We start from the raw sequence: 21,273 nt of genomic DNA, 5'->3' as shown, positions 1-21,273 counted from the left end.
CCTTAGAGAATGTTGATCACGAGATTGCCGTGGGCATCGACATGGAAGGTGCCGCTCGGCCCGACAACAGCCGTCGATTCACGCTGTTCCACAATGGCAGGCCCCTTCACCTCGTGGCCGACCGGCAGCTTGTAGTGGTCGTAAACCGAGGTCTCGACATAGCCGCCCGCCTCCTGAAAATAGACCTTCCGGCTGCCCTTCCGGGCTTCGGCAACGACGGTTTCATGCGGCCGGGTGACCTGATCCTTCTCGCCGCTGGCGCGCAGACGCCAGGTGATGACTTCCAGCGGTGCGGCCACCGTGCGGCCGAACAATTCGCGATAGAGCTTGAAGAAACTGCCGCGCAATTCTTCGAGGAAGAGGTCCTTCGGCAGGTTGCGGTCGGGAAGCACCACCGTGATCTCGTGTCCCTGTCCCACGTGGCGCATGTCCACGGTATAACGATTGCCGATCGTCTCCTTCGGAACGCCGGCGGCCGAAACGACTTCCGCACCCTGAGCGGAAAGATCATCGAGCAGGCGGTTCATCGCATCGATATCCCAGGCATCGAGCGCCATCGGATGGCTTGCGGAGAGATCGACGGCGACCGGCGCGATCAACAGGCCGATGGCGGAGCTGACGCCCGCGCCGGTCGGGCAGATGATGCGGGAGATACCGAGCTTGCGGGCGATGCCATAGGCATGCACCGGGCCGGCGCCGCCGAAAGCCACCATCGGCAAAGAGCGCGGATCGACGCCGAGATCGGTCGCGTGCATGGCGGCCGCCTTGCTCATGGATTCATTGACGAGATCATGGATGCCCCAGGCGCAGCGTTCGACGGACACATCGAGAGAAGTGGCCAGTTTCGACATCGCCTCATGGGCGGCGTCCTTCGACACCTTGAACGAGCCGCCGACAAAGGATTCCGTTCCCATGTAACCGAGCAGAATATCGGCGTCGGTCACCGTCGGCTCGGTTCCGCCGCGCTGATAGGCGGCCGGCCCCGGCATGGCGCCGGCGGAATGCGGGCCGACATCGAGAAGGCCGAGCGGGTTCTTGGCCGCAATGGATCCGCCGCCGGCGCCGATCTCGATCATCTGGATCGACTGGATTTTCAGAGGAAAACCAGACCCTTTTCGGAAGCGCTGGTAATGCGCGACTTCGAGATCGGTGCCGACATTCGGTTCGCCATCGGGAATGAGGCAGAGCTTGGCGGTGGTGCCGCCCATGTCGAAGGAAAGCACGCTCGCTTCCCCCGCCGTGCGGCCGAATTCGGCGGCGGCGACGGCACCCGCGGCGGGGCCGGATTCGATCAGGCGCACGGGAAGTTCGGCGGCGCGGCGGCTCGGCACAAGGCCACCCGAAGAGGTCATCCACAGCACCTGCCGGTCGATGCCCTTTTGCGCAAATTCCCGCTGCAGATGGGCGACATGGCCGGACATTTGCGGGCGGGTATAGGCATTGACCACCGTTGTCGAGGCGCGGTCGAATTCGCGCATTTCCGGGCAGACCTCGGAAGACAGCGACACGAAAATGTCAGGGTCTTGCTCGCGCAGAAGGGCGGCGACGCGCTGCTCGTGCTGCGGATATTTGTATGCGTGCAGCAGGCAGACCGCCACCGAGCGGATACCCTTTTCCTTCAGCCGCCCGGCAATCTCACGAACGGTTTCTTCCTTGAGTTCCGTCATGACTTCGCCATCGGCTGCGATGCGTTCTTCGGCACCAAAACTGTTGGCGCGGGTGACCAGCGGATCGGGATATTTGATGTTCAGGTCGTAGAGATCGTAACGCCCCTCGTTGCGGATGCGCAGCATGTCCTGAAAGCCATCGGTGGTGACGAAACCGGTTTCGACGCCCTTGCGCTCCAGCACGGCATTGGTGACGACGGTGGTTGCGCCAAGTACCTGCAGGTTCTCGATCGCGATCGCATCCCCGTGTTTTTCGAGCAGTTCCGATACGCCCTGGACAACGGCCTCGGCCGGATTTTTCGGCGTGCTCAGGACTTTATGGAGGTGAAGTTCGCCGCTGTCGTCCAGAAGCGCGAAATCGGTAAAGGTACCGCCAGTATCGAAAGCCAGTTTTGCCATTGTTTCCCTCGAGCGACCATGCAGCCTCTCTGGCTGCCTTTGGGACCCATAGATCGGGTCCGTTCACTGATGGAAAATTGAAGGCTTCCGCCGGCCTTTACCAACACAACCTCGGTCTGCCGCCATAGGGTTTGCTTATAGCGAATTCAGATGGCGCGGATGCCGGGGTGGTGGCCGCTCTTGAGCTTGGTGACGATCTCGAGAAGCACGGAACGCGCCGCCAGAGCCGGCTCGGAAAGCGGCATATGATCGGAGACGCAAAGCGAAACCGTGGCGTCGATGACGGGGGTTGTGAGCGGGTGCAGCTGCGCGCCGCTGAAGCTCGGGGTTTCCAGAACAACGGAGGCCGGAAGGATCGTTGAGCCGAGGCCGTCTAGCACCGCAGCACCCAAAGCAGGCACGGATTCAAGTTCGGAAATGACCTCCGGCCGCGCCCGCGCCCGGGCAAGTCCCTCATCGATGAGCCGGCGAAGGAAATGCGCCTTACTCGGCAGCAGCATCGCGTGTCCATCCAGCGCCGAGAGTGGAAGCGGCTGACCGGGTTCGGCCGGCAGCTTCATATCGGCGGGCGAGACGAGGAACATCTCCTCGCGGAACAGCGGCTCGAGCGTCACGCCCTTGATGGGATCGGAGGTGTAGATCAGCGCCATATCCATCTTGCCGGTCATGATCAGCTCGCTGAGGATGTGGCCGAAACTGTCGTTGATATGGACCGTAATGGCGGGAAACCGTGCCCTCATCTCCTTGATGAGCGGCAGGGACAGCGCGCTGGACGATGAATAGGTGGCGAGCCCGATGGAGACCCGGCCGGAGACCGAGCGGGCCGAGCGCTCGATGTCGGTCTGCGCCTGCTCGATCTGCTTCAGCATGATCTGCGCATGGCGGTAAAGGATCAGCCCGGCTTCCGTCGGCGTGATGCCGACATTGCTGCGCAGCAGAAGCTGATGCTTGAAGTGCTGTTCCAGCGACGCGATCTGCTGCGACAGCGCCGGCTGCGCTACCCGTAGAATGCCGGCGGCGCGCGAGACGCTGCCGGTATCGACGATCTTGACGAAGCTTTTGAGTTTTTTGAAATCGACGCTCATCGGTCCCCACTTTTTGGGGAAATCCTAGCGCATCAGGGCGGAAACAGGAATGGGTTTCTGCTAGGAGGATGCGTAATTTCAATGGGATAGAGTGTTTTATGCACCGAGCTGAATAAACGACATACATGTTTCATGCTGGTCGGAAATCCTCTCCCCCTCATTCCTGTGCTTGTCACAGGAATCCAGCCGACGCGCGTCTGCGCGACGGGGAGAGTCCTTTCAGCCCAAGGACTTGGGCTGGCTGGATCCCTGTGACAAGCACAGGGATGAGGGACGCTGAACAGACCGCCCTCGGTCCTGCCGACTTGCCCTACCTTAACGCCGCCACCGCATGCTCGATGCGGTTGCAGGCATCCTCCAGAACTTCCATGGAAGTGGCGAAGGAAATGCGGAAATAGGGCGAAAGCCCATAGGCGGCGCCCTGGAGCGCCGCCACGCCGACGCTGTCGAGGAGATAAAGAACGAAGTCGAGGTCGTTTTCGATTGCCTTGCCATCCGCCGTCGTCCTGCCGATTACACCGGCGCAGCTCGGATAGAGATAGAAAGCCCCATCCGGAACCATGCAGGAGAGGCCGGGGATCGCGTTCAGACGCGATGAGGCGTAGTCGCGCCGCTTTTTATAGACGGCGACGCTTTCCGCCACGAATGTCTGGTCGCCGGAAAGCGCATGGGCGGCGGCGGCCTGGCTGACCGAGGACGGGCAGGACGACATTTGTGACTGCAACTTGTTGATGGCGGCGACGAGCGCCGCCGGCCCTGCCCCATAACCGATCCGCCATCCCGTCATGGCATAGGACTTGGAAACGCCGTTGGTCAGGAGCACCCGCTCCTTCAGTTCTGGAACGACCGCAACGAGGGTCTTCATCGGCTCATCCCTGAACCAGACCTGATCGTAGATATCGTCGGAAAGAACCATGACATGCGGATGCCGCAGCAGAACCTCGCCCAGCGCCTTCAGCTCCGCCTCGCTATAGGCAGCGCCCGTCGGATTTGAAGGCGCGTTGAGGATCAACCACAGCGTCCTGGGGGTGATCGCCGCTTCAAGCGCCTCGGCTGTCAGTTTGAAGCCCGTTTCCTCCGGGCATGCGACGATGACGGGCGTGCCGTCATTGGCGATGACCATATCGGGATAGGACACCCAGTAGGGAGCCGGAATGATAACTTCCGCGCCATTCTCCACGCTTGCCATCAGCGCCAGAAACAGGATCTGCTTGGCGCCGCCGCCAACGCAGATTTCGCTATCGCCATAGGTGATGCCGAGACGGTTCTGGAAGTCGCCGATGATCGCCTTGCGAAGCGCCGGCGTGCCGTTGACGGCGGTATATTTCGTCTCTCCACGGTCGATGGCGGCATGGGCCGCCGCCTTGACGGCTTCCGGCGTATCGAAATCCGGCTCGCCCACCGTCAGGTCGGCGATATCGCGGCCTGCGGCCTTCAGTTCGCGGGCGCGGGCCGCGGCCGCCGTGCTTGGCGATACCTTGATTTTCGATACGCGTGATGCTGGCACGAAAGTGCTCATGGTCTTTCCTCGTCTCAATCTAAAGCTTTGGACCAATCAGTGCGCGGCTTCGAGTTCGCCGCGCATCTTTCCGGTCAGGAACAATTCGCCAAGTTCGTCATGGGTGATCTCCGCCGGCGTGCCGTCCCAGATCACCTTGCCGAGACGGAGGATGACGGCGCGCTGCGCCACTTCCATCGCCTTTTTGGTGTTCTGCTCGACCAGCAGGATGGTCATGCCGTTCGCATGCAGGCGCAGCAGTTCGTCGAACACGATGCCGATTGCGGCCGGTGACAGGCCGACCGAGGGCTCATCCACCAGCAGTACCTTCGGCCGTTGCAGAACCGCCATTGCCACTTCGAGCAATTGCTGCTCGCCGCCCGACATGTTGCCGGCGAGCGTCGAGCGCCGGGTTTTGAGGATCGGGAAAAGGTCGTAGACATAATCCCGGTCCGCCTTCACCTTTGCATCGCGGATGGTATAGGCGGCCATTTGCAGGTTTTCATCGACCGTCATGACCGGGAAGTTGCAGCGGCCCTGCGGCACGAAGGATATGCCCTCGCCCAGAATGGCGCGCGACGACAATCCGGCGATATTTTTGCCACGCCAGTCGATGCCACCTTCCTTGATGGTGGTCATGCCGTAGAGCGTCTTGAGCAGGGTGGATTTGCCCGCACCGTTTGGTCCCATGAGGGCCACGAATTGCCCGGCCGGCACGTCGAGATCGACGCCGTTGAGGATATCGAGATTGCCGTAACCGGCGCGCAGGCCCTTGATGGAAAGATTGCTGTCAGCCGCCAAGATAGGCCTCCCTCACACGCTGGTCCTTGATGATGTCATGCGGCAGTCCCTCGACCAGTTTCGTTCCCTGATCGAGCACGACGACACGCTGGCAGATGCTGGTGACGACATCGATATTATGTTCGATGACGAGGAAGCTGACGCCGAGCGATTTATTCGCATATTGGATCGTTTCCACCACGCGCTCGATGATCTTCGGATTGATGCCCGCCATCGGCTCGTCCAGCAGGATGAGCTTCGGCTCCGGCATCAGCATGGAGGCGAACTGGATGAGTTTCTGCTGGCCGCCGGACAGATTGCCGGCGGGCTGATGGCGAACGTCCCACAGCCCCGCCATCTTGATCAGCTCGCGCGCCCGCTCTCTCAACCCGGCGACGCGGCGGCGCGACATGCCGCCGAGGCCGAATGTCGACAGGAGCGAGGGAAAGGTGAACATCTGGCCGGCGATGACGAGGTTCTCCTCCACATCGAGCGCCTTGAAGGTTACCGTCTTCTGGAACGACCGGAGCATGCGGCCTTCGCGGGCGATGCGGTTGAGCGACCAGCCGGTGATGTCCTGTCCGTCGAGTATCACCTTGCCGGTATCCGGCCGGGCAAGCCCGGTGCTGCAATCGAAGAAGGTGGACTTTCCCGAGCCGTTAGGCCCGATCAACCCGGCGATCTCGCCGCGATCGATGTGCATGCTGACATCGTTGACCGCCTTCACCGCGCCATAGGACTTGCTGAGGTTCTTTATCTCGAGGATGGGAAGATGAGCCGTCATTTCGAGCCTCCGATCGCGTTCCAGAAGCGATTGATCAGGGGAGCAAAGCCTTTTTTGAACCAGAAAACGAGAACGAGAAGGCAGAAGCCATAGGCGATCATCCGCACTTCTGGCGCGACACGCAGCGCCTCCGTCAGACCGACGAAAAGCAGGCTGCCGAACACGGTTCCCGAAATCATGCCCGCGCCACCGCCAAGAACGATGATCAGCATCGTCGTCGAATAATACATCTGGAAGGTCAGCGGGCTGACCACCGTTAAATAGTGTGCATAGAGGCTGCCCCCTACCCCGGCAAAGACGGCGCTCAGCATGAAGACGATCAGCTTGTAACGCCAGGTGGGAACGCCGAGGGATTCCGCCAGCGTTTCGTTTTCGCGGATGGCGACCATGTTGCGGCCAGCCGGCGAGCGGACGATTGCCCATGCGGCAAGCGTTCCCAGCACGCAGATGGCCAGAGCCAGATAATAGAAACTGGTGGTTCCGCTGACGGTGAAGGAGAGCAGGCCAAGCTCGAAATAGGGTTTAGGTATGCCGGAAAGGCCCATGTCGCCGCGGGTCAGCGAAATCCAGTTCTTGGCGATTGCCTGACCGATGATGACGAAACCGAGCGTACACATGACGAAGGATGTCGAGCGAAGCCGCAAAGCCGGAATGCCGAGCGGCAGGGCGAGCGCGCCGGAAACCAGGCCGGCGGCAATCAGGTTCACATAAAACGGCGTTTCATAGTGCACCGCCAGCAGGCCGGCGGTATAGGCGCCAATGCCGAAGAAAGCCGCCTGCGCCAGCGACAGCAGGCCGGTATAGCCGACGAGCAGATTGAGCCCGTGCGCCGGCAGCATGAAGATAAGGGCGATGATGAGCGAATGGGTAACGTAACGCGTGCCGATGAAGGGCGCGGCCAGCGCGACGACGATCAGGACGGCGGCGAGCGGAATGCGCAGATCGCGGCGGCGTGCCTGGGGAACGGTGTCTGTGAGAGACATGTCGAGTCCTCAAAATTCGAGTAAATTCGGCGGGCGCGGCTTCTAGAGCGTTTTGGCTTTTTCTTCGAATCGCCAAAGCGCTCTAACTCTTTGTTTTTCCGCATTTCCGGACGGAAAACCGGGGGCCACTTTTCCTGGAAATGCTCTAAAAGCGCGCCTGCGTCGAAAACAGGCCGTGCGGACGCCACATCAGCATCAGGATCAGCGTTGCAAAGCCGACCGTGTCGCGAAATTGCAGACCGACATAGGTGGCGACGAGGCTTTCGGCGATGCCGAGGATCATGGCCGCGAAGAAGGTGCCGCGCACGTTTCCAAGACCGCCCATGATGATGATCGGCAGGGTCTTGAAGGTGATGAGCTCCCCCATGCCGCCATAGACGCTGACATTGACCGGCGCGGTCAGCACACCTGACAGTGCGGCTAGCGCGGCGCCGAGAATGAAGGTGCGCAACACGACCTGCGATACATCGATACCGACCACGCCGCAGCATTCCACATTCTGCGAGACCGCCCGCATCGCCATACCGAGACGGCTATAGGTCACCATCAGTTCCAGACCGACGAAAACGATGAGACACACGACCAGAATGAGCACGCGCTGCTGCGCCAGGGTGAAGCCGAGAATGGAAATCGGCTCGATGTAACCACCGGCGAAAAACTTGTAGCCGCCGCCGAAGACGAAAATGATCGTGTTCTGCAGGATCAGCGCGATGCCGAGGGTGGCGAGAACGCCGGACTCCGCCGGCGCCCCTACCATTCTGCGCATCACCAGCTGGCCGACCACATAGGCCACGACAACGGTGGAAAGAACACCGACGACGATCGAGGCCTCATAGGACAGGCCGAGATAATCGATGGCGAACCACGCCCCGAAGGTTCCGAGCATGTAATATTCGCCATGAGCGAAGTTGATGGCTCTCAGCACCCCGAAAATCATGGTCATGCCGACGGCGACGATCGCATAGACGGAACCGGTGACGATCCCGTTTACGACTTGCTCGAGAATTGTCGAGAACATGGCTGTACCCCTCCCGGTCTGTCAGTTCGCAGGGTACTGGATTTCCGCCGTATAAGCGCCCTTGATGCTGGGCTTGCCGTTCTCGATCTGGAGAAGGATCATCGGAAGGCGGGCCTGATTGTGATCGTCGAAGGTCACTTCGCCGACCGGGCTCTTGTACTTGATCTTCGAGAGGGCCTCGCGGACGGCATTGCGATCAGCGCTTCCGGCTTCCTTTATCGCCTGAGCGAGCAGGTTGACGGTATCCCAGTGCACATAGGCGTGATTGTTCGGCGCTTCCTTATATGTGGCGGTGAATTTCTCCACGAAGGCCTTGCTGGCCGGACTATCGAACTGCGGCAGCCAGGCGGCGGCTTCCACGGCGCCCTCCATGGCTTTCGGTGCTGACTTGATCGTCTTTTCGGTGTTGAATTCGCCATTGCCGATCAGCACGACCTTGCCGGCAAGCCCGAGTTCCAGCATCTGGCGGGCGACGATCGGCGTGGTATCGGCCAGACCATACATGATGATCGCCTGCGCGCCATTGTCGCGGATCTTCGCCAGCACGCTGCGGAAGTCGACTTCGCCTTCCTTGTAATAATCCTCGCTGAGAATTTCGCCCTTGAAGTCGGGCAGGTATTTCTTGGTGAAGGTGATGGCGGAGCGGCCGTAGTCGCTATCGACCGAAAGGACGGCGAACTTCGTGAAACCGCGCTGTTCGGCGGCATATTTCGCCACGACGAGCGCACGGTTCTCATCCGTCGGATAATTGCGGAATGTCCATTTGAAACCGCCGACACCCGCCTGATAGGTGATCTTCGGGTTGGAGGATGCGGCGTTCAGCAGCAGAATTTCCGCATCTTCAGCGACAGGCTGCATCGCAAGCGTCACGGAGCTGGAGACGTCGCCAATGACGAAATCCACCTCGTCCTGATCGATCAGGCGGCGTGTGGCCGAAACACCTTCGACCGGCGTGCCCTGACTGTCGGCGTTAAAAAGTTCGATCTGCTCGCCGTTGATGCCGCCGGCCGCGTTGATGTCCTTTACCGCGAGTTCCGCGCCGTGCATGGAGAACGCGCCGTAGCGCGCATTCGGACCGCTCATCGGCGCGACGAGGCCGAGCCGGATGGTGTCAGCCGCATAAGCGGAGGCGGAGAGCGCCGGCGACAGGCTCAGGATCGGAGCGACCGCTGCGGAAACTAGTAGAAGTCTGCGAGTAATACCGTTTTTCATGTTCCCACTCCTTTTCGGATTTATCTGTTCCGGCTTTGGCCGGGCGAGCTTTTGCCGCTTTTGCGGTTCTTTTCGATTAACGTCATGCTAATCTTCAGGCAGAGTAGGTTCATCGCCGGATATTTTGCCAACACAAGTCCTTTCTGCCGCTATAGCGTTTCCTTATGTCGGGGCCAAAGGCCGCAAAGCGGTCATCTTGCCTCGGCTGAAAGGCAGATTCCTGCATTCTGCATCAGGCAGTTCACTCCCTCAGATATCGCCGGAAAAATGCGACCACTTCACCATTGAATTCTTCATGGAAGTTGGCTCGGTCGAAGCCAGGCGCATCAATATGAACTGATGGGTTGCATCGCTGTCTCGGCTGAATGCGTCGTCCATATTGAAGGCTCGTGCTGCGTAGCTCTATCATGCGGCGCCTGGTGTCGACCGCGAAGACAACCATGCACCCGGCAGCGATCTTCAGAGAAATTCAATCTTGACGCCCCAGTTGCGATTAGACGCTATTATAGAAACTAAACTCCTAGCGGAGATCGAAGGCTATTGTCGGGTGAGGCTTCCTCCAACCAGTTCGGCAGTTGCAGGAAGCCAGTGGAGTTTCACTTCGCGATATGCGATCTCTTCCGGATTGCGGGGCGGCTGACCAGTTTATCAGCAGCAATTACGTTCCTTCGGCTGCCCGCTACACGTGGCTTGCGACCACCGCTGTGTGGGCATACAGCCTGGAAACAAAAACTGATCGGCTGCGCTGTTCAAGTGCACGACACAAGAGGATATGACCATGGCAACATCCCGACGACCGTCCAATCCGAAAGACGCAGCCGAGGCACTGTTCAAACCGGCAAAGAAGGTCGCAGCGCCGGCCGTCGAACGACCTGCAATCCCTAACACCAGGGAGCTTGTATCATTGAAGATCGACAGCGATGTCCTCGCGCATTTTCAGGCAGACGGTCCTGGCTGGCAAGAGCGCATCAACGATACCTTGCGAGCCGCAATGAATATGTCCAATTAAGCTCTTAATGGGATATTGTGCGACGACCCGGTAGTTGAATGCTTACGGGATCCGCCAGGTGATCCATGTTTGAAACTAGGAAGTCCAGTCTTCCACTCGTAATCCGGGTACGCGATCAAATTCACGACGATTATTGGTAACCATAACCAATCCGCGCGAGCGCGCGTGCCCCGCAATCAACTGATCATATGGACCGATCGGAGTGCCACTGCGCGCCAGTTCGGCCCGCAATTGACCCGTATGGCTTGCTGCTAATTCATCGTATGGCAGCACCTCGAGGCGCGCCGCGAAGCCCTCCACAACAGAAAGGTTCTTTTCTGGACTGGCTGACTTTTCCGCTCCGTAAATCAATTCCATTAGGCTGACCGAGCTGATGCAAAGCTGATCATGTGAGCGATTGAACGCGTCGCGCACTTGCTGAGGTCGATTCTTGATCGTAAAAATGCAGATGTTGGTATCCAGCATATACTTTAGCATTAGAATGCCTCGCGCTCCTGCGGAGCAGCCTGGTCACGCTCAATCATAAAGTCGGATGTCACCTCCGCCCCTTCAAACCAACTGTCCCAGATCTCACCGGCGGGTGCGATGATGCGAGTGCGTCCCACCGCAACGATATCGACACGCTTTACGTCATCGGGCAAAGCGACCGCCTTTGGCAAACGTATTGCCTGGCTCCGATTGCTCTGGAATACTGCACCCTGTTCCATCTACATCCTCCGGATTGCATCAATAACTGCGTAGCCTATATAGTTCTTCGCTTGGGATATGTCAATGGGATATACATTGTAGGTCTGCTTGGGCACCTGCGATCAGCATTGCAACCAGTCGTCTTCGCCTTGATGAAAATCAAACCTTCGGCCCATCTGTTGTCATGAATTGAGAGGCAAGGGATCGGTGCCTTCGCCTGGAATTGCAAGGTATCGTCGATAGCTGAACACGCCCGCGCGAGGGTGCGCACAACGTTTGACGGGCACGTTCTTTTTGACGCATTAATGAAGGGCGAAATGTGTGGGCGCCTGACATGAAGCTTGGAGGAGACGATGGGGATTCCGGATGAGCGGGAAGCAAGAGCCGATCAAGATATGCGAGTGCTGCCGTTTGAGGCGGCTGACTTTCTTGCTGCAATCGTCGCATCCTCAGATGATGCGATAGTAAGCAAAAACTTGTCAGGGGTTATCACGACCTGGAACAAAGGCGCTGAGCGAATTTTTGGATACACCGCGGACGAAGCTGTTGGCCAACCGATAACAATTGTTATCCCCGAGGATCGGAAAAACGAAGAGCCGTCCATATTGGCGCGCATTCAGGCAGGCGAGCGCGTCGACCATTTTGAAACGGTGCGACGCCGCAAAGATGGCACCTTGATCGATATCTCGCTGACCATCTCGCCAATTGTCGACAGCAGAGGCCGCATTATCGGCGCCTCAAAAATCGCCAGAGACATTTCAGATAGCAAGCGCCATGCCGATGAACGCGAATTGCTATTGAGAGAGTTGCATCACCGCATAAAGAACCTCTTTTCGGTGACCGGCAGCATCATTGCCTTGGCCGCTCGAAGCGCGGCGACGCCGGGCGAACTCGCCCTCGAAATGCGAGAGCGGCTATCGGCATTGGCCAGAGCCCATGAGATAACGTTGCCAACTCTCACGGGCCACGCTCTCGAAAATAGCGAAACAAGCCTGTTTCAGCTTCTTTCAAGTATCCTGGCACCGTACGGGCAAGACGACCGGAGACCTTGGACGCTTTCCGGTGAAGATGTAACCATACAGCAAGGCACGGTTACAAACATCGCTCTCCTTTTTCATGAATTTGCGACGAACTCTTCTAAGTACGGAGCGCTTTCTGTCGAGAATGGCACCCTTGATATTCAGGCAGCAGCCCGAGCAGATCGGTTGGAGATTGTGTGGCTCGAAGCCAATGGCCCCACATGCTCCGATGTGCCACCCGCATCGTCGTCGGGTTTCGGTAGAATCCTGGAGGCAACGTTGTCGCAAAGCCTCAATGCCAGGATCGAGCGGACGTGGATGCCAGCGGGCGTTTCCATTCACGTTACCCTGAACGAAGTGACGACCAAATAGCCGGGACATCACAAACTCTGCCCCCGAACCGCCCTTCGTTTTGAACGGAACCAACTTCGTGGGAAGAGGTTGTACAAATCTGCATGGTAAAACAGAAAGACGGGCAATGCCGCGGTATTTTTTCCACGTCCGGGACGCCGACGGCCTCTCCGAAGATACGGAAGGGACGATGCTGTCGAACGATAAACGCGCCTATATCGAGGCAGCGCAAGCTGCAAGAGAAATGCTGGCGGAAAAAATCCTCAAGGATGAGATTGTGGACGGCGCAGAATTCGAGGTAGTCAGGGGCGACGGCGTACTGGTCGCTAAAATCCCGCTTAAATCCGTTGTTCGGTTCGAGTGATCGGTTTGATCGCTGATGCCTTCTCCTCGAGCACCTCGGCTTCAGCGCCAGAACCGCTTGGCATCAAGTACATCGTCCAGAGCGGCTTGAGCACTTTCGATCAATTTCGTCTTGCTGGCGTGGACGATCAGGTCATCGGTCCCCGGCAGGTCATTCAGACCGTGCTTCTCCAAGACCTCTGGTCCGGTCGCAAGATCATTCAGCGCACCTAGCTCGTCCTGCAGCATCTCCATGGTGCCAACGAAACGCTTGTACCGACGCGCGCCTCGCTTGTCAGGAAACAGGCCACGGAAAAACTCTGCCGCGTAGCGTAGTTTCTTTGCGTCCTTCCGGGCCTCATACCGATGCTCGTCATCTGGTTGAACGGCAGTTCAGTATGCTGAATAGTCGAGGAAATCGCCTCTTGTGAATTCGCGCAGGATAAGGCGGTCTGTCGAAAGCGGTGCACCTAATTTTTGAAGTTGCATCAAGTACCTAATTGATTCTTGCCCATCAGAGAACCTGTGAACCGATCCATAGCAATTAATGTGAACTACTTACTTTTGTTGCTCCGCTGAAGTCATTGGGAAATGGTAAACTGCGGGTACTGAGTCCAAAGGTGATCCCCGAATGCCTTCCGGTAGCCGATTCGATAAACTGTGCGCATATAGACGCCGTTCAGCGGGTCGACCATGGAATAGGGCACCTGCTCATCAATCGACGCGATATCCAAATCAATGCCCGACCTCTGAGTAAAATTATACAGCGCGATCAACCCCTGCTTGGTTTGTGATTTCAGAAGTATAGCATACGCTCTTGCCATAATGGGCAACGCCTTGCTGGCAGTCATCGAAAACTCCGGTATTAGCGCGTTGTTAATGATGACATAGATGTGCAATTTCCCCTCGCCAGTACGGCCTGGTGCGACGATCAGGTGTTCAGGCAACGTGAAAAACTGCGCCGAGCTGCCTCCGTCGGAATGCAGCTCCTCAATGAGCCTGCCGTCAACTACCGTGTTGATGGAAACAGGCGGGAAGATACCCGGAACGCTTGCTGAAGCGATCAATAACTGGCGAACCAGCGGGAGAGCGTCCACCCTTTCGCTGCTGGCGATAGCTCCTATGTTCCAGACGACCGCGCGCTGGGTATCGAGGTTCGTCGTCATCACGAGAAGGCGACGACCTGCACGATGTTCTCGCGCAATCTGGCCGAGGATTTCCGGCGTGATGTTGTCTTCGACCATCTCACGGAGTGCGTTTCCTTGAAGAAGACTTGGGGAAAAAACGCCAAGCCCTCTCCAGTTGAGGTCAACGAGACTGCGGGGTTGATCGGAAAGATAGAGACTCCTTAGCCGCTTATCATACTGGGTGCCCAGGAACGCGAATGGCGCGATGAGTGCTCCTGTACTGACACCGGTGACGACCTGAAACCGTGGCCGGGTACCAAGTTCGCTCCAGGCGGAAAGAACACCAACCGTGAAAGCTCCGCCAGCACCACCGCCCGATATGGCGAGCATGGCGGGTTTATCCTTTCCTGTGATCGGCCGCCATGGGTCGTACACCGATTTCGGAGGCCGCGGGTCATCCGCATGAGCCCTGATATTTTCAAAACCGGGGAGCTGCGCTCGGCTAGCTTCCGATGAGCTGTACGTCGGGCGAGCGGGTGCCGCGCACCCGCCCAAGAGGACCAAAGCGAGGACACAGAGTCCCATCAGACTTGACCAAGCCCCGACGAATACCGGCCCACGGTGCATTGTCACGCCTCGGCGCCGCCGTACCGCGGGAGCCGCGCCGCCGCGATGGCGGCTCCGGTAATCGCCACAGCGACAGCGATGCTGATCCACAGGCTATATAGCGCATATCCCAATATAAACCCGCCCAACACTGGCGTAATAATGTCCGTCACCGCGACCAGGGATTGTGCGGCACCCAAGACCATGCCCTGCCGTTCGGAAGGGACATGGATAGACAGTGCCGCGAGGTAAGTCGGCTTTGCAAGTGCATCGCCGATGCTGACACACACAACAGCGATGACAAGCACGGGTATGCTGCTGGCGAGACCAGCCGTGAGGAAGCCCACGGAAATCAGGAGGAATATCAGGAGAATCAAATTGCGCTCGGTGAGATATTTGCCAAGCCAGCCCAGCAGGAAGAGTTGGGCAAAGACGTTGACTGCTCCATCCGTCATGATGAGATAGCTTAATTCCTTCGCGCCAAATGCATGACCGCTCCATGTGAATGTATCACCAAGAAACACGGGCATCTGCGAGATATACGTGCCGTAGGCGAAGAAGTGGCAGAGCATAATGACGACGAGAGCACGCAGGACCGGCGACGCAAGGATCGCCCGAAACGAGGTGTTTTCGCCGGGATTCCGCCTTTTTATGAACCCTGTCGGTTGCCCGGCATCCAGGCGGAGAGACGTGACAACGATTGAGGCAACCACAAGACCAAATGCAGCTACGATGGGTGTGGTCAAGGATATGTCGGACAAAACGCCCGAAAGCCCCGCGCCGACAATACCGCCAAGGCCTGCACCTCCCATCAGAACGCCGATGGCCCGCCTGCGATTTCCGATATCGGTATGGTCCGCAATATAGGCTGCAGTGACAGATATGTTTCCCGCCGTCAGCCCAAATAGTGCGCGGGCCAACAGGATGAATGCGACGCTGGGTGCAATCGCGAGCAGCAAAAGGCTGCCGGCGGCAATCAGTTGGCTGATCAACAAAACGCGCTTCCGGCCCAAACGATCCGACAACTGGCCGAGGGCGGGGGCCGAGGCAAACTGGCCGACAGCCTCTGCGGCAACGACAATGCCGAGAACAAGGGGAGAACCACCCATGCCGCGGATATGGAATGGCAGCACGGGCAAGACCGCAGCGGTGCCCGAAGCGTGGGCGAAGACGATCGCGAAGACCGGAAGGATAATCCGCCAATCGAGCGGTTTTGCCGAAGCGACTTCAGACAGCGAGCTGGTCGTCATGGTCCCGCCTCCCGCATCGAGTTCTACGCACTCCCAGGCCGACGCGCTCCAGATAGGTTTCGAGCTGCGGCGTCCCCTCGGCATCCAGTGTCAGCATCGCGCCGACATATCCGTCGGGCCGGATCAGTACGCACTCGTCCGGCGCCAAGCCGTACGCGTCGCGAACATGCCCGAACGAATCGAGCAAGTCGCCGCGCTGGCCGAGACGGTGGATATGCAATCCGGATCGGGGTGCCACGCTGCGTTCCCCGTTCGCAAGCAGCGTCCAATGCGTCCCGGCGAACAATCGGAAGAGCCGCGAAGGCTGGCCTGCCGCTCCTTCGACCGGTGCGTCCGGGGCGCGATCGCCCACGCGCAGGCCATGGCTGCGGCTGGCGGGGCCAAGGACGAGTGGCGATTGCCGATAGCCGATATCAAGTTGGTGCACCTCACGGCCACGGCGAATCTCCCCCTGCTTTCCGGCATCGAGCAGTCGGCTCGACAGGCCTAGAACCTCCGCCGCTACCGGGCGGCGTTCCGCCTCGTAACTGTCGAGAAGCCCATCCTCGGCTCCGCAAAGCACGGATGCAAGTTTCCAGCCGAGATTGTAAGCATCCTGTACGCTGGTGTTGAGACCCTGGCCGCCCGTCGGCGGGTGGATATGGGCGGCATCTCCCGTCAGGAAGATGCGATCTGCCCGATAGCTGTCGGCGAGCCGGGCGTTCATCGTATAGGTCGACGCCCAGGTGACCGTCTGCACCTTCACGTCGTTGCGGCCTGTCCGGTCGGCAATCAGCTTTTCCAATCCCTCGGCAGAGAGGTCAACCTCCCCCTCCGGTGGAATCGGCGCTTGAATCTGGAACAGATCGGTTCCTCCGAGCGGGCAAATGGCGATCATCCGCTGTGTGTCGCCGCTATTGAACTGCCACCATACATCCCGACCAAGTCCGTTGAGCACGACATCGGCAACGATCGCGCGCACACCCAACGTTTTGCCGGGAAATGCAATGCCAAGTGCGTGCCGTACGAAGCTGCGCCCTCCATCCGCGCCGACCAGATAGCGTACGCGAACAGTCTCGCCGACGGTTGAGCGAGACAGATGGGCAGTGACCCCATGACCGTCCTGCTCGAACGCGGTCAGTTGGCATCGGAATTCAACTCGGGCCCCCAGCTCGGCCAGCCTGTCACGCATGATCTTTTCCGTCAGGAATTGCGGAATCATCAGCGGAATGTGATAGGGCTCCGCTGGTGTCGCATGAGACCGCTCCCCGAAATCTTTTGCTATGAAGCTGCCGTCGCTGCGATCATCGCGTATGGGCGGGTAGACGCCGCCAGCCGCAACGACCTTGTCAAGGATACCGAGATCCTCGAAAATCTCCTGGGTCCGTGGCTGGATGCCCTTGCCTCGCGAGCCCGGGAACGGTTCGCTGGCCTTTTCGACCAAGCGGAAAGAAACACCCCGCCGTGCGAATTCGATAGCTAACGTCAGGCCAGCCGCTCCCGCACCGCAGATGAGTACATCTGCGTCAAAATGGTTTGTCATGTCCGTCTCCATGTGTGTATTATGCACATAATAGGAGACTCGACATGTCGTCAACAAAAAATGTGCAAAATACACACATTCGCAAAAAAATTCGTGACCTGCACGGTTCGCTGATTGATATCGTTAGCCTGATGAACCAACCACAACGCGACGAGATGCTTGTTCGCGAAGCCGGAATTGCGCTCGATCGCGCCCTTTTCCCGCTGCTTGTCGGGATCGAGCGGCGCGGGCCGATCGGCATCGTGGATTTGGCGGTAGGTGTGGGGCGGGATTACACCACGGTTAGCCGTCAGGTCGCTAAGCTGGAGAGTCTTGGGCTTGCCGAACGCCGGCAAAACCCGGTTGACCGACGAGTGAACGAGGCCGTCGTCACACCGAAGGGCAAGGCGATGACCGACAAAATCGATGCCGCACGCGAGAGGATCGCCCTCGCCGTCTTTGCGAGCTGGGAAACGGCTGAAGTCAACGACCTCGTGCGGTTAATGCGAAAGTTCGCAGACGCCCTGGGAGGGGCAACCGCGAGCCCGCAGGCCGAATAGGCAGATTTTGGGCGTTCAAGTCAAGGAGGGCTTGAACGCTCACAAGAATTTGGGCCTCGAGTATGCTTGGGCCTGGCGGTGTCGAACGAGGTCGGCGGTCCACGTGACTGATCGCGGCGCCACGGGACCGCCTTCTGCGAAAGATTTCGGCAGCGGAATGATATCTCCGCCTTCCGTCACGCCGTGATTGCCGGAGGCTTCAAGCTTCAGCAGTCTCGTTCTTGAATGAAGATCGAACCTTCGGCCCACCTATTGAATTACAAACGGGAGATGAAATTGGCCTTGCAAACCGAATTCCAGGTACGGCTGACATTTTTGAAGCGCCCTTATCGCTGCCTTACCAATGACCTCGTTCGCTTCGCCACCACCCTGCTCGATAACCACCGGCGTTCCTTCGAGAGCGCCCGCCTCGTTGATTTTGAATGAAACAACCGCCTTTCCCCCTACTCCTGCGGGCACGTTGAGGCAGGATTGTACCTTTTTTGCCAAGCGCGGCAGACCCTTTAGATTTACTGTTACGGGGCGGCTGTTTTCAGCCTGTAATTGTGCGGCCAGCTGCTTTGCCGTGTCAAACTTGGCTTCATCAATCGTGTTTTCAAAAGCGAGCACCCAGAGGAGGATGGGGGATGTTTCGATCATCGTGTAAATCGAAATGCCGCCTCCTATTTCCTTGCCGGATTTGTCAAATTTTCGGATGCCGTAATACACGCCGTTTTCGTCGCTGCCGAGTAATGCGAAAACGTCGGCTGTCTCTTTCCGCGACCCAAAAAACGGCTTTGCGTCCTTATAACGCGGCGCGTCCCTCGCTACCAAAGCCGACACTAAATCTTTCAGATTGTATGGGATGGGAGGTGTCTGGTCTTTTGTACGCGGAATCACTGCGAGAAAAATCACATTCGTTGGCATTTTACCCGAAAAGTCACCTTTCCGCGCCTGTTCCAGCGGAAGGCAATCGACAAACAATGTATGTGTCAATTCGGCCGTCTTTTTATCAGGAAGACTAGTCCAAAGGTACTGGTCTGCTTTCGAGCGTGACGGATCGACCTGACAAAGACCCTTCGGTGGCGTGAACTGTAAATCTATTCCCTGTTCAATACTCGAAGCACCTATAGCAGGTGCAGCCAGTCCAGACAGCGCCACAACACTGGCCACGACGAGCCCTAATACAATCTGCATTTTTGGCATCATCATCTCGCGCCTTAGTCGGAATTCAGTTTTGTCAATTCATGGGCCAATCATTCACAGACTTCTGCGTTCACCTCGGCCTCGAAGTGGCCGCGGCTATAAGCGAGATATCCTTGTGCGAAATTTGGGCAGCTACAACGCAGGAAACCAATGCGGCATTTCCCTTATTTTGCTGCATGGCTGGTGGAGGGCATCGCTGGGCGCGGAGGGGATTGGGTACGGCAAGAACCGCATGCGATACAGCCATTATCGATTTTCTGATCATGTAAACTCCAACACCGATTAAGTTAGGATCGGAGAGTTTTTTCTCCGATTTGTCCGTCTCTCACAATCACGCGGGTGTCCAAAAGTTCAAGTCCGGACTTTAGCTTACGATCCGGCGCACTTTGGTTCACGGATAAACGACTCTCATCCAATTAGCTCTTGAACAAATTCGAACCTACGATCCGTTGTTTCACTGAACCCGCCAACCTGGCGAGTTTGATCAAACACGTTCATCGGCAGATCAGCTTTTGGCATCCAAACGCGCCCCACGTCCACCCCGGTAGAGGCCGGCAAGGCGAGGAAATATTTAGTGTCGCCCCTTCTGCGTGCGCAGATTCTATATTGTTAAAAAGCCGCCTCAGTTCCTTGCGAAAATAAGAGGTCCGCAACAGGAACACAATGACGTCACAGTGGTGGAAATGCGACCGCCCCTCGGGTGACCCAAGGGGCGGTCAGAAAGCCGGTGAGGAAGCTCCGCTTCGTTCTTACGGGGACAGTTCCTCGAGAACCTTGCCTTTGGTCTCCACCGCAAACAGCATCGTCACAACAGCACCAACGACCAGAACGACGGCGAAGGTCGCAAACACGTACTGAATGCCCATTGATGACATCACGAACCCCACAAGCATGGGACCGGCGGAGGAACCGAGACGCAGCCAGGCGCTGCCAGCACCCGTGCCGATTGCACGCATGCGGGTCGGGTAGATTTCCGCCGAATACAGATACAGTGAGAAGGTCACGGTCTGCACGATGGCGTATGCGAGGCCTGCAAGGATCAGTACCTGCATGGGCGATGTCGCGCCCAGCCACGCCAGAATGGCAAGGGGCACGGGAGCCAGAAGCAGCGCCCCTGCATACCAGCGTTTGCGACCGACCTTGTCGATCAGCAGTGCGCAAATGACGGCAGCGACCACGCCTGCCGCGGATGTCATGAAGCCATACAGAATGCTTGTCTCGAGCGGCAGATTGAAGGTCTGGCGATAGAGCGTCGGCAGCCAGGTAATCGTTCCGTTCGCCACCATGTAGGCGCAGAACCACATCGCCCAGATCGACAGGGTGCGTTTCAGATAGATTCCCTGGAACAGTTCCTTCCAGTCGGATGTACGCTTGACAGGCTTTGCGATGATCCGTGGCTCGGGAAGCTCCTTCCCGGAGGCTCGAGCGCTTTCTTCCATACGTGTTACTATAGCGTTGGCCTCATCATGCCGGCCGGCTGCCGCCAGCCAGCGCGGGGATTCTTTCAGAAACCACCGCAGCGGAATCATCAGGATCGCGGGCACCAGACCCACGACGAACATTGCTTTCCAGCCGTAGACTGGAACCATGAAGTAGCCGATCAGACCGGCGCCAACGAGGCCGAGCAGGAACATGACTTCATAGAGCAGGAAAAAGCGACCGCGACCTTTCGAGCCGATCAACTCGTTAATGTATGCACTGGCGACAGGTACTTCCCCGCCGGTGCCTATCCCCTGTACGAAGCGAAACGCCATCATCATGCCGGCGCCCGCGGCGAAAAGGCAGGCAACATCCATGCTGACAAACAACAGAATGGTGAACAGCAGGACTTTCAGCCGACCGATCTTTTCCGCGAGCCAGCCGAACAGGATGGCGCCAATGAGTTGCCCAAGGTATCCCATCGACAGGATCATGCCCGTCTGGGATGGGCTGAGCCCCCATTCCCGGACGAGAACCGGCATCGCATAGGCAATGGCGATCACCGTGTAACCATCGAAGAAGGTTGCGGCCCCCACAATGTTGCGAGCCCAGAATACTTCTCTTGTGATAGGAAGGCGCTCCAGTCGGGCGCTGATGTCGGCCTGCGGATCGGCAACAGCCGTCGCGTCAGCCATCTGTGGCTGCATGATATTCATGATTTCCTCCTCGACCCGTCGCCTTTCTCGCTCCCGGCTACGGATACGCTCCCTGCGTTGTTGCTACGATGTTTC

Annotated in this window: 20 protein-coding genes and 1 pseudogene; 4 read left to right on the top strand and 17 right to left on the bottom strand. The window is 58.2% G+C overall.

What is annotated here, in order from left to right; all coding sequences use genetic code 11:
• Window positions 1–2: 2 nt before the first annotated feature.
• From O3S81_RS20585 to O3S81_RS20545, 9 genes are all read right to left on the bottom strand, one after another.
• Window positions 3–2,066: a hydantoinase/oxoprolinase family protein gene (locus tag O3S81_RS20585; protein ID WP_269346186.1), complete on the bottom strand. Its 2,064-nt coding sequence runs from the start codon at window positions 2,064–2,066 to the stop codon at window positions 3–5.
• Between the two features lie 146 nt (window positions 2,067–2,212).
• The gene (gene nac, locus O3S81_RS20580) at window positions 2,213–3,151 is read right to left on the bottom strand and encodes a nitrogen assimilation transcriptional regulator NAC (protein WP_269346184.1); all 939 of its coding nucleotides are present in this window, start codon (window positions 3,149–3,151) and stop codon (window positions 2,213–2,215) included.
• Window positions 3,152–3,461: 310 nt separating this feature from the next.
• A complete protein-coding gene (locus O3S81_RS20575; RefSeq protein WP_269346182.1) occupies window positions 3,462–4,670 on the bottom strand; it encodes an aspartate transaminase in 1,209 nt (402 codons plus the stop codon).
• A gap of 36 nt (window positions 4,671–4,706) precedes the next feature.
• Entirely contained in the window at window positions 4,707–5,450 is a 744-nt protein-coding gene (locus O3S81_RS20570) for a branched-chain amino acid ABC transporter ATP-binding protein (RefSeq protein ID WP_080828768.1), read from the bottom strand.
• Window positions 5,440–6,213 (bottom strand): ABC transporter ATP-binding protein, encoded by a 774-nt coding sequence (locus O3S81_RS20565; RefSeq protein ID WP_269346180.1) that lies wholly within the window; start codon window positions 6,211–6,213, stop codon window positions 5,440–5,442. The genes O3S81_RS20570 and O3S81_RS20565 overlap by 11 nt, the downstream gene beginning before the upstream one ends.
• Window positions 6,210–7,196, bottom strand: coding sequence for a branched-chain amino acid ABC transporter permease (locus O3S81_RS20560; protein ID WP_269346178.1), 987 nt, complete (start codon window positions 7,194–7,196; stop codon window positions 6,210–6,212). Before O3S81_RS20560 ends, O3S81_RS20565 begins: the two co-directional genes overlap by 4 nt.
• Before the next feature lie 145 nt (window positions 7,197–7,341).
• Window positions 7,342–8,214, bottom strand: a complete 873-nt coding sequence (locus tag O3S81_RS20555; protein WP_035217353.1) for a branched-chain amino acid ABC transporter permease — start codon at window positions 8,212–8,214, stop codon at window positions 7,342–7,344.
• 21 nt (window positions 8,215–8,235) lie between these two features.
• On the bottom strand, window positions 8,236–9,426 hold the full coding sequence (locus O3S81_RS20550) for an ABC transporter substrate-binding protein (protein WP_269346175.1): 1,191 nt from the start codon (window positions 9,424–9,426) through the stop codon (window positions 8,236–8,238).
• Window positions 9,427–9,675: 249 nt separating this feature from the next.
• On the bottom strand, window positions 9,676–9,804 hold the full coding sequence (locus O3S81_RS20545) for a hypothetical protein (RefSeq protein WP_269346174.1): 129 nt from the start codon (window positions 9,802–9,804) through the stop codon (window positions 9,676–9,678).
• 400 nt (window positions 9,805–10,204) lie between these two features.
• Here O3S81_RS20545 and O3S81_RS20540 point away from each other — a divergent pair, with 400 nt between their 5' ends.
• Window positions 10,205–10,435 (top strand): BrnA antitoxin family protein, encoded by a 231-nt coding sequence (locus tag O3S81_RS20540; RefSeq protein ID WP_269346172.1) that lies wholly within the window; start codon window positions 10,205–10,207, stop codon window positions 10,433–10,435.
• Window positions 10,436–10,510: 75 nt separating this feature from the next.
• On the opposite strand, the gene vapC is transcribed toward O3S81_RS20540, so the two are convergent.
• Both vapC and vapB read right to left on the bottom strand, forming a co-directional pair.
• Window positions 10,511–10,912: a type II toxin-antitoxin system tRNA(fMet)-specific endonuclease VapC gene (gene vapC / locus O3S81_RS20535; RefSeq protein ID WP_038496209.1), complete on the bottom strand. Its 402-nt coding sequence runs from the start codon at window positions 10,910–10,912 to the stop codon at window positions 10,511–10,513.
• Complete coding sequence (gene vapB, locus O3S81_RS20530; RefSeq protein WP_003519381.1) at window positions 10,912–11,142, bottom strand: type II toxin-antitoxin system VapB family antitoxin; 231 nt, start codon at window positions 11,140–11,142, stop codon at window positions 10,912–10,914. Before vapB ends, vapC begins: the two co-directional genes overlap by 1 nt.
• 333 nt (window positions 11,143–11,475) lie before the next feature.
• Between vapB and O3S81_RS20525 the strand changes: the two genes are divergently transcribed.
• Both O3S81_RS20525 and O3S81_RS20520 read left to right on the top strand, forming a co-directional pair.
• Window positions 11,476–12,513 carry a PAS domain S-box protein gene (locus tag O3S81_RS20525; protein ID WP_113082050.1) on the top strand — a complete coding sequence of 346 codons (1,038 nt, stop codon included), beginning with the start codon at window positions 11,476–11,478 and terminating at the stop codon, window positions 12,511–12,513.
• A 106-nt stretch (window positions 12,514–12,619) separates the two neighbouring features.
• Entirely contained in the window at window positions 12,620–12,856 is a 237-nt protein-coding gene (locus O3S81_RS20520) for a DUF6894 family protein (RefSeq protein WP_442864961.1), read from the top strand.
• Window positions 12,857–12,897: 41 nt separating this feature from the next.
• On the opposite strand, the pseudogene O3S81_RS20515 reads toward O3S81_RS20520, so the two are convergent.
• The 4 genes and pseudogenes from O3S81_RS20515 to O3S81_RS20500 form a co-directional block, all read right to left on the bottom strand.
• Window positions 12,898–13,209 (bottom strand): annotated as a pseudogene (locus O3S81_RS20515) (CHAD domain-containing protein); the annotation flags it as partial.
• Between the two features lie 206 nt (window positions 13,210–13,415).
• A complete protein-coding gene (locus tag O3S81_RS20510; protein WP_269346167.1) occupies window positions 13,416–14,351 on the bottom strand; it encodes a patatin-like phospholipase family protein in 936 nt (311 codons plus the stop codon).
• A gap of 239 nt (window positions 14,352–14,590) precedes the next feature.
• Entirely contained in the window at window positions 14,591–15,817 is a 1,227-nt protein-coding gene (locus tag O3S81_RS20505; protein ID WP_269346165.1) for an MFS transporter, read from the bottom strand.
• Window positions 15,795–17,339: an FAD-dependent oxidoreductase gene (locus tag O3S81_RS20500; protein WP_269346163.1), complete on the bottom strand. Its 1,545-nt coding sequence runs from the start codon at window positions 17,337–17,339 to the stop codon at window positions 15,795–15,797. Before O3S81_RS20500 ends, O3S81_RS20505 begins: the two co-directional genes overlap by 23 nt.
• Before the next feature lie 44 nt (window positions 17,340–17,383).
• Between O3S81_RS20500 and O3S81_RS20495 the strand changes: the two genes are divergently transcribed.
• Window positions 17,384–17,878, top strand: coding sequence for a MarR family winged helix-turn-helix transcriptional regulator (locus O3S81_RS20495; protein ID WP_113082056.1), 495 nt, complete (start codon window positions 17,384–17,386; stop codon window positions 17,876–17,878).
• 249 nt (window positions 17,879–18,127) lie between these two features.
• Here O3S81_RS20495 and O3S81_RS20490 read toward each other — a convergent pair whose 3' ends face one another.
• On the bottom strand, window positions 18,128–19,063 hold the full coding sequence (locus O3S81_RS20490; RefSeq protein WP_269346161.1) for an energy transducer TonB: 936 nt from the start codon (window positions 19,061–19,063) through the stop codon (window positions 18,128–18,130).
• 749 nt (window positions 19,064–19,812) lie between these two features.
• Complete coding sequence (locus tag O3S81_RS20485) at window positions 19,813–21,198, bottom strand: MFS transporter (RefSeq protein WP_269346160.1); 1,386 nt, start codon at window positions 21,196–21,198, stop codon at window positions 19,813–19,815.
• Window positions 21,199–21,273 lie beyond the last annotated feature (75 nt).

The sequence above is a fragment of the Agrobacterium sp. SOY23 genome (genome assembly GCF_027212525.1).
Classification (GTDB): Bacteria; Pseudomonadota; Alphaproteobacteria; order Rhizobiales; family Rhizobiaceae; genus Agrobacterium; species Agrobacterium tumefaciens_I.
This window is presented reverse-complemented; position numbering and strand designations above follow the sequence as displayed.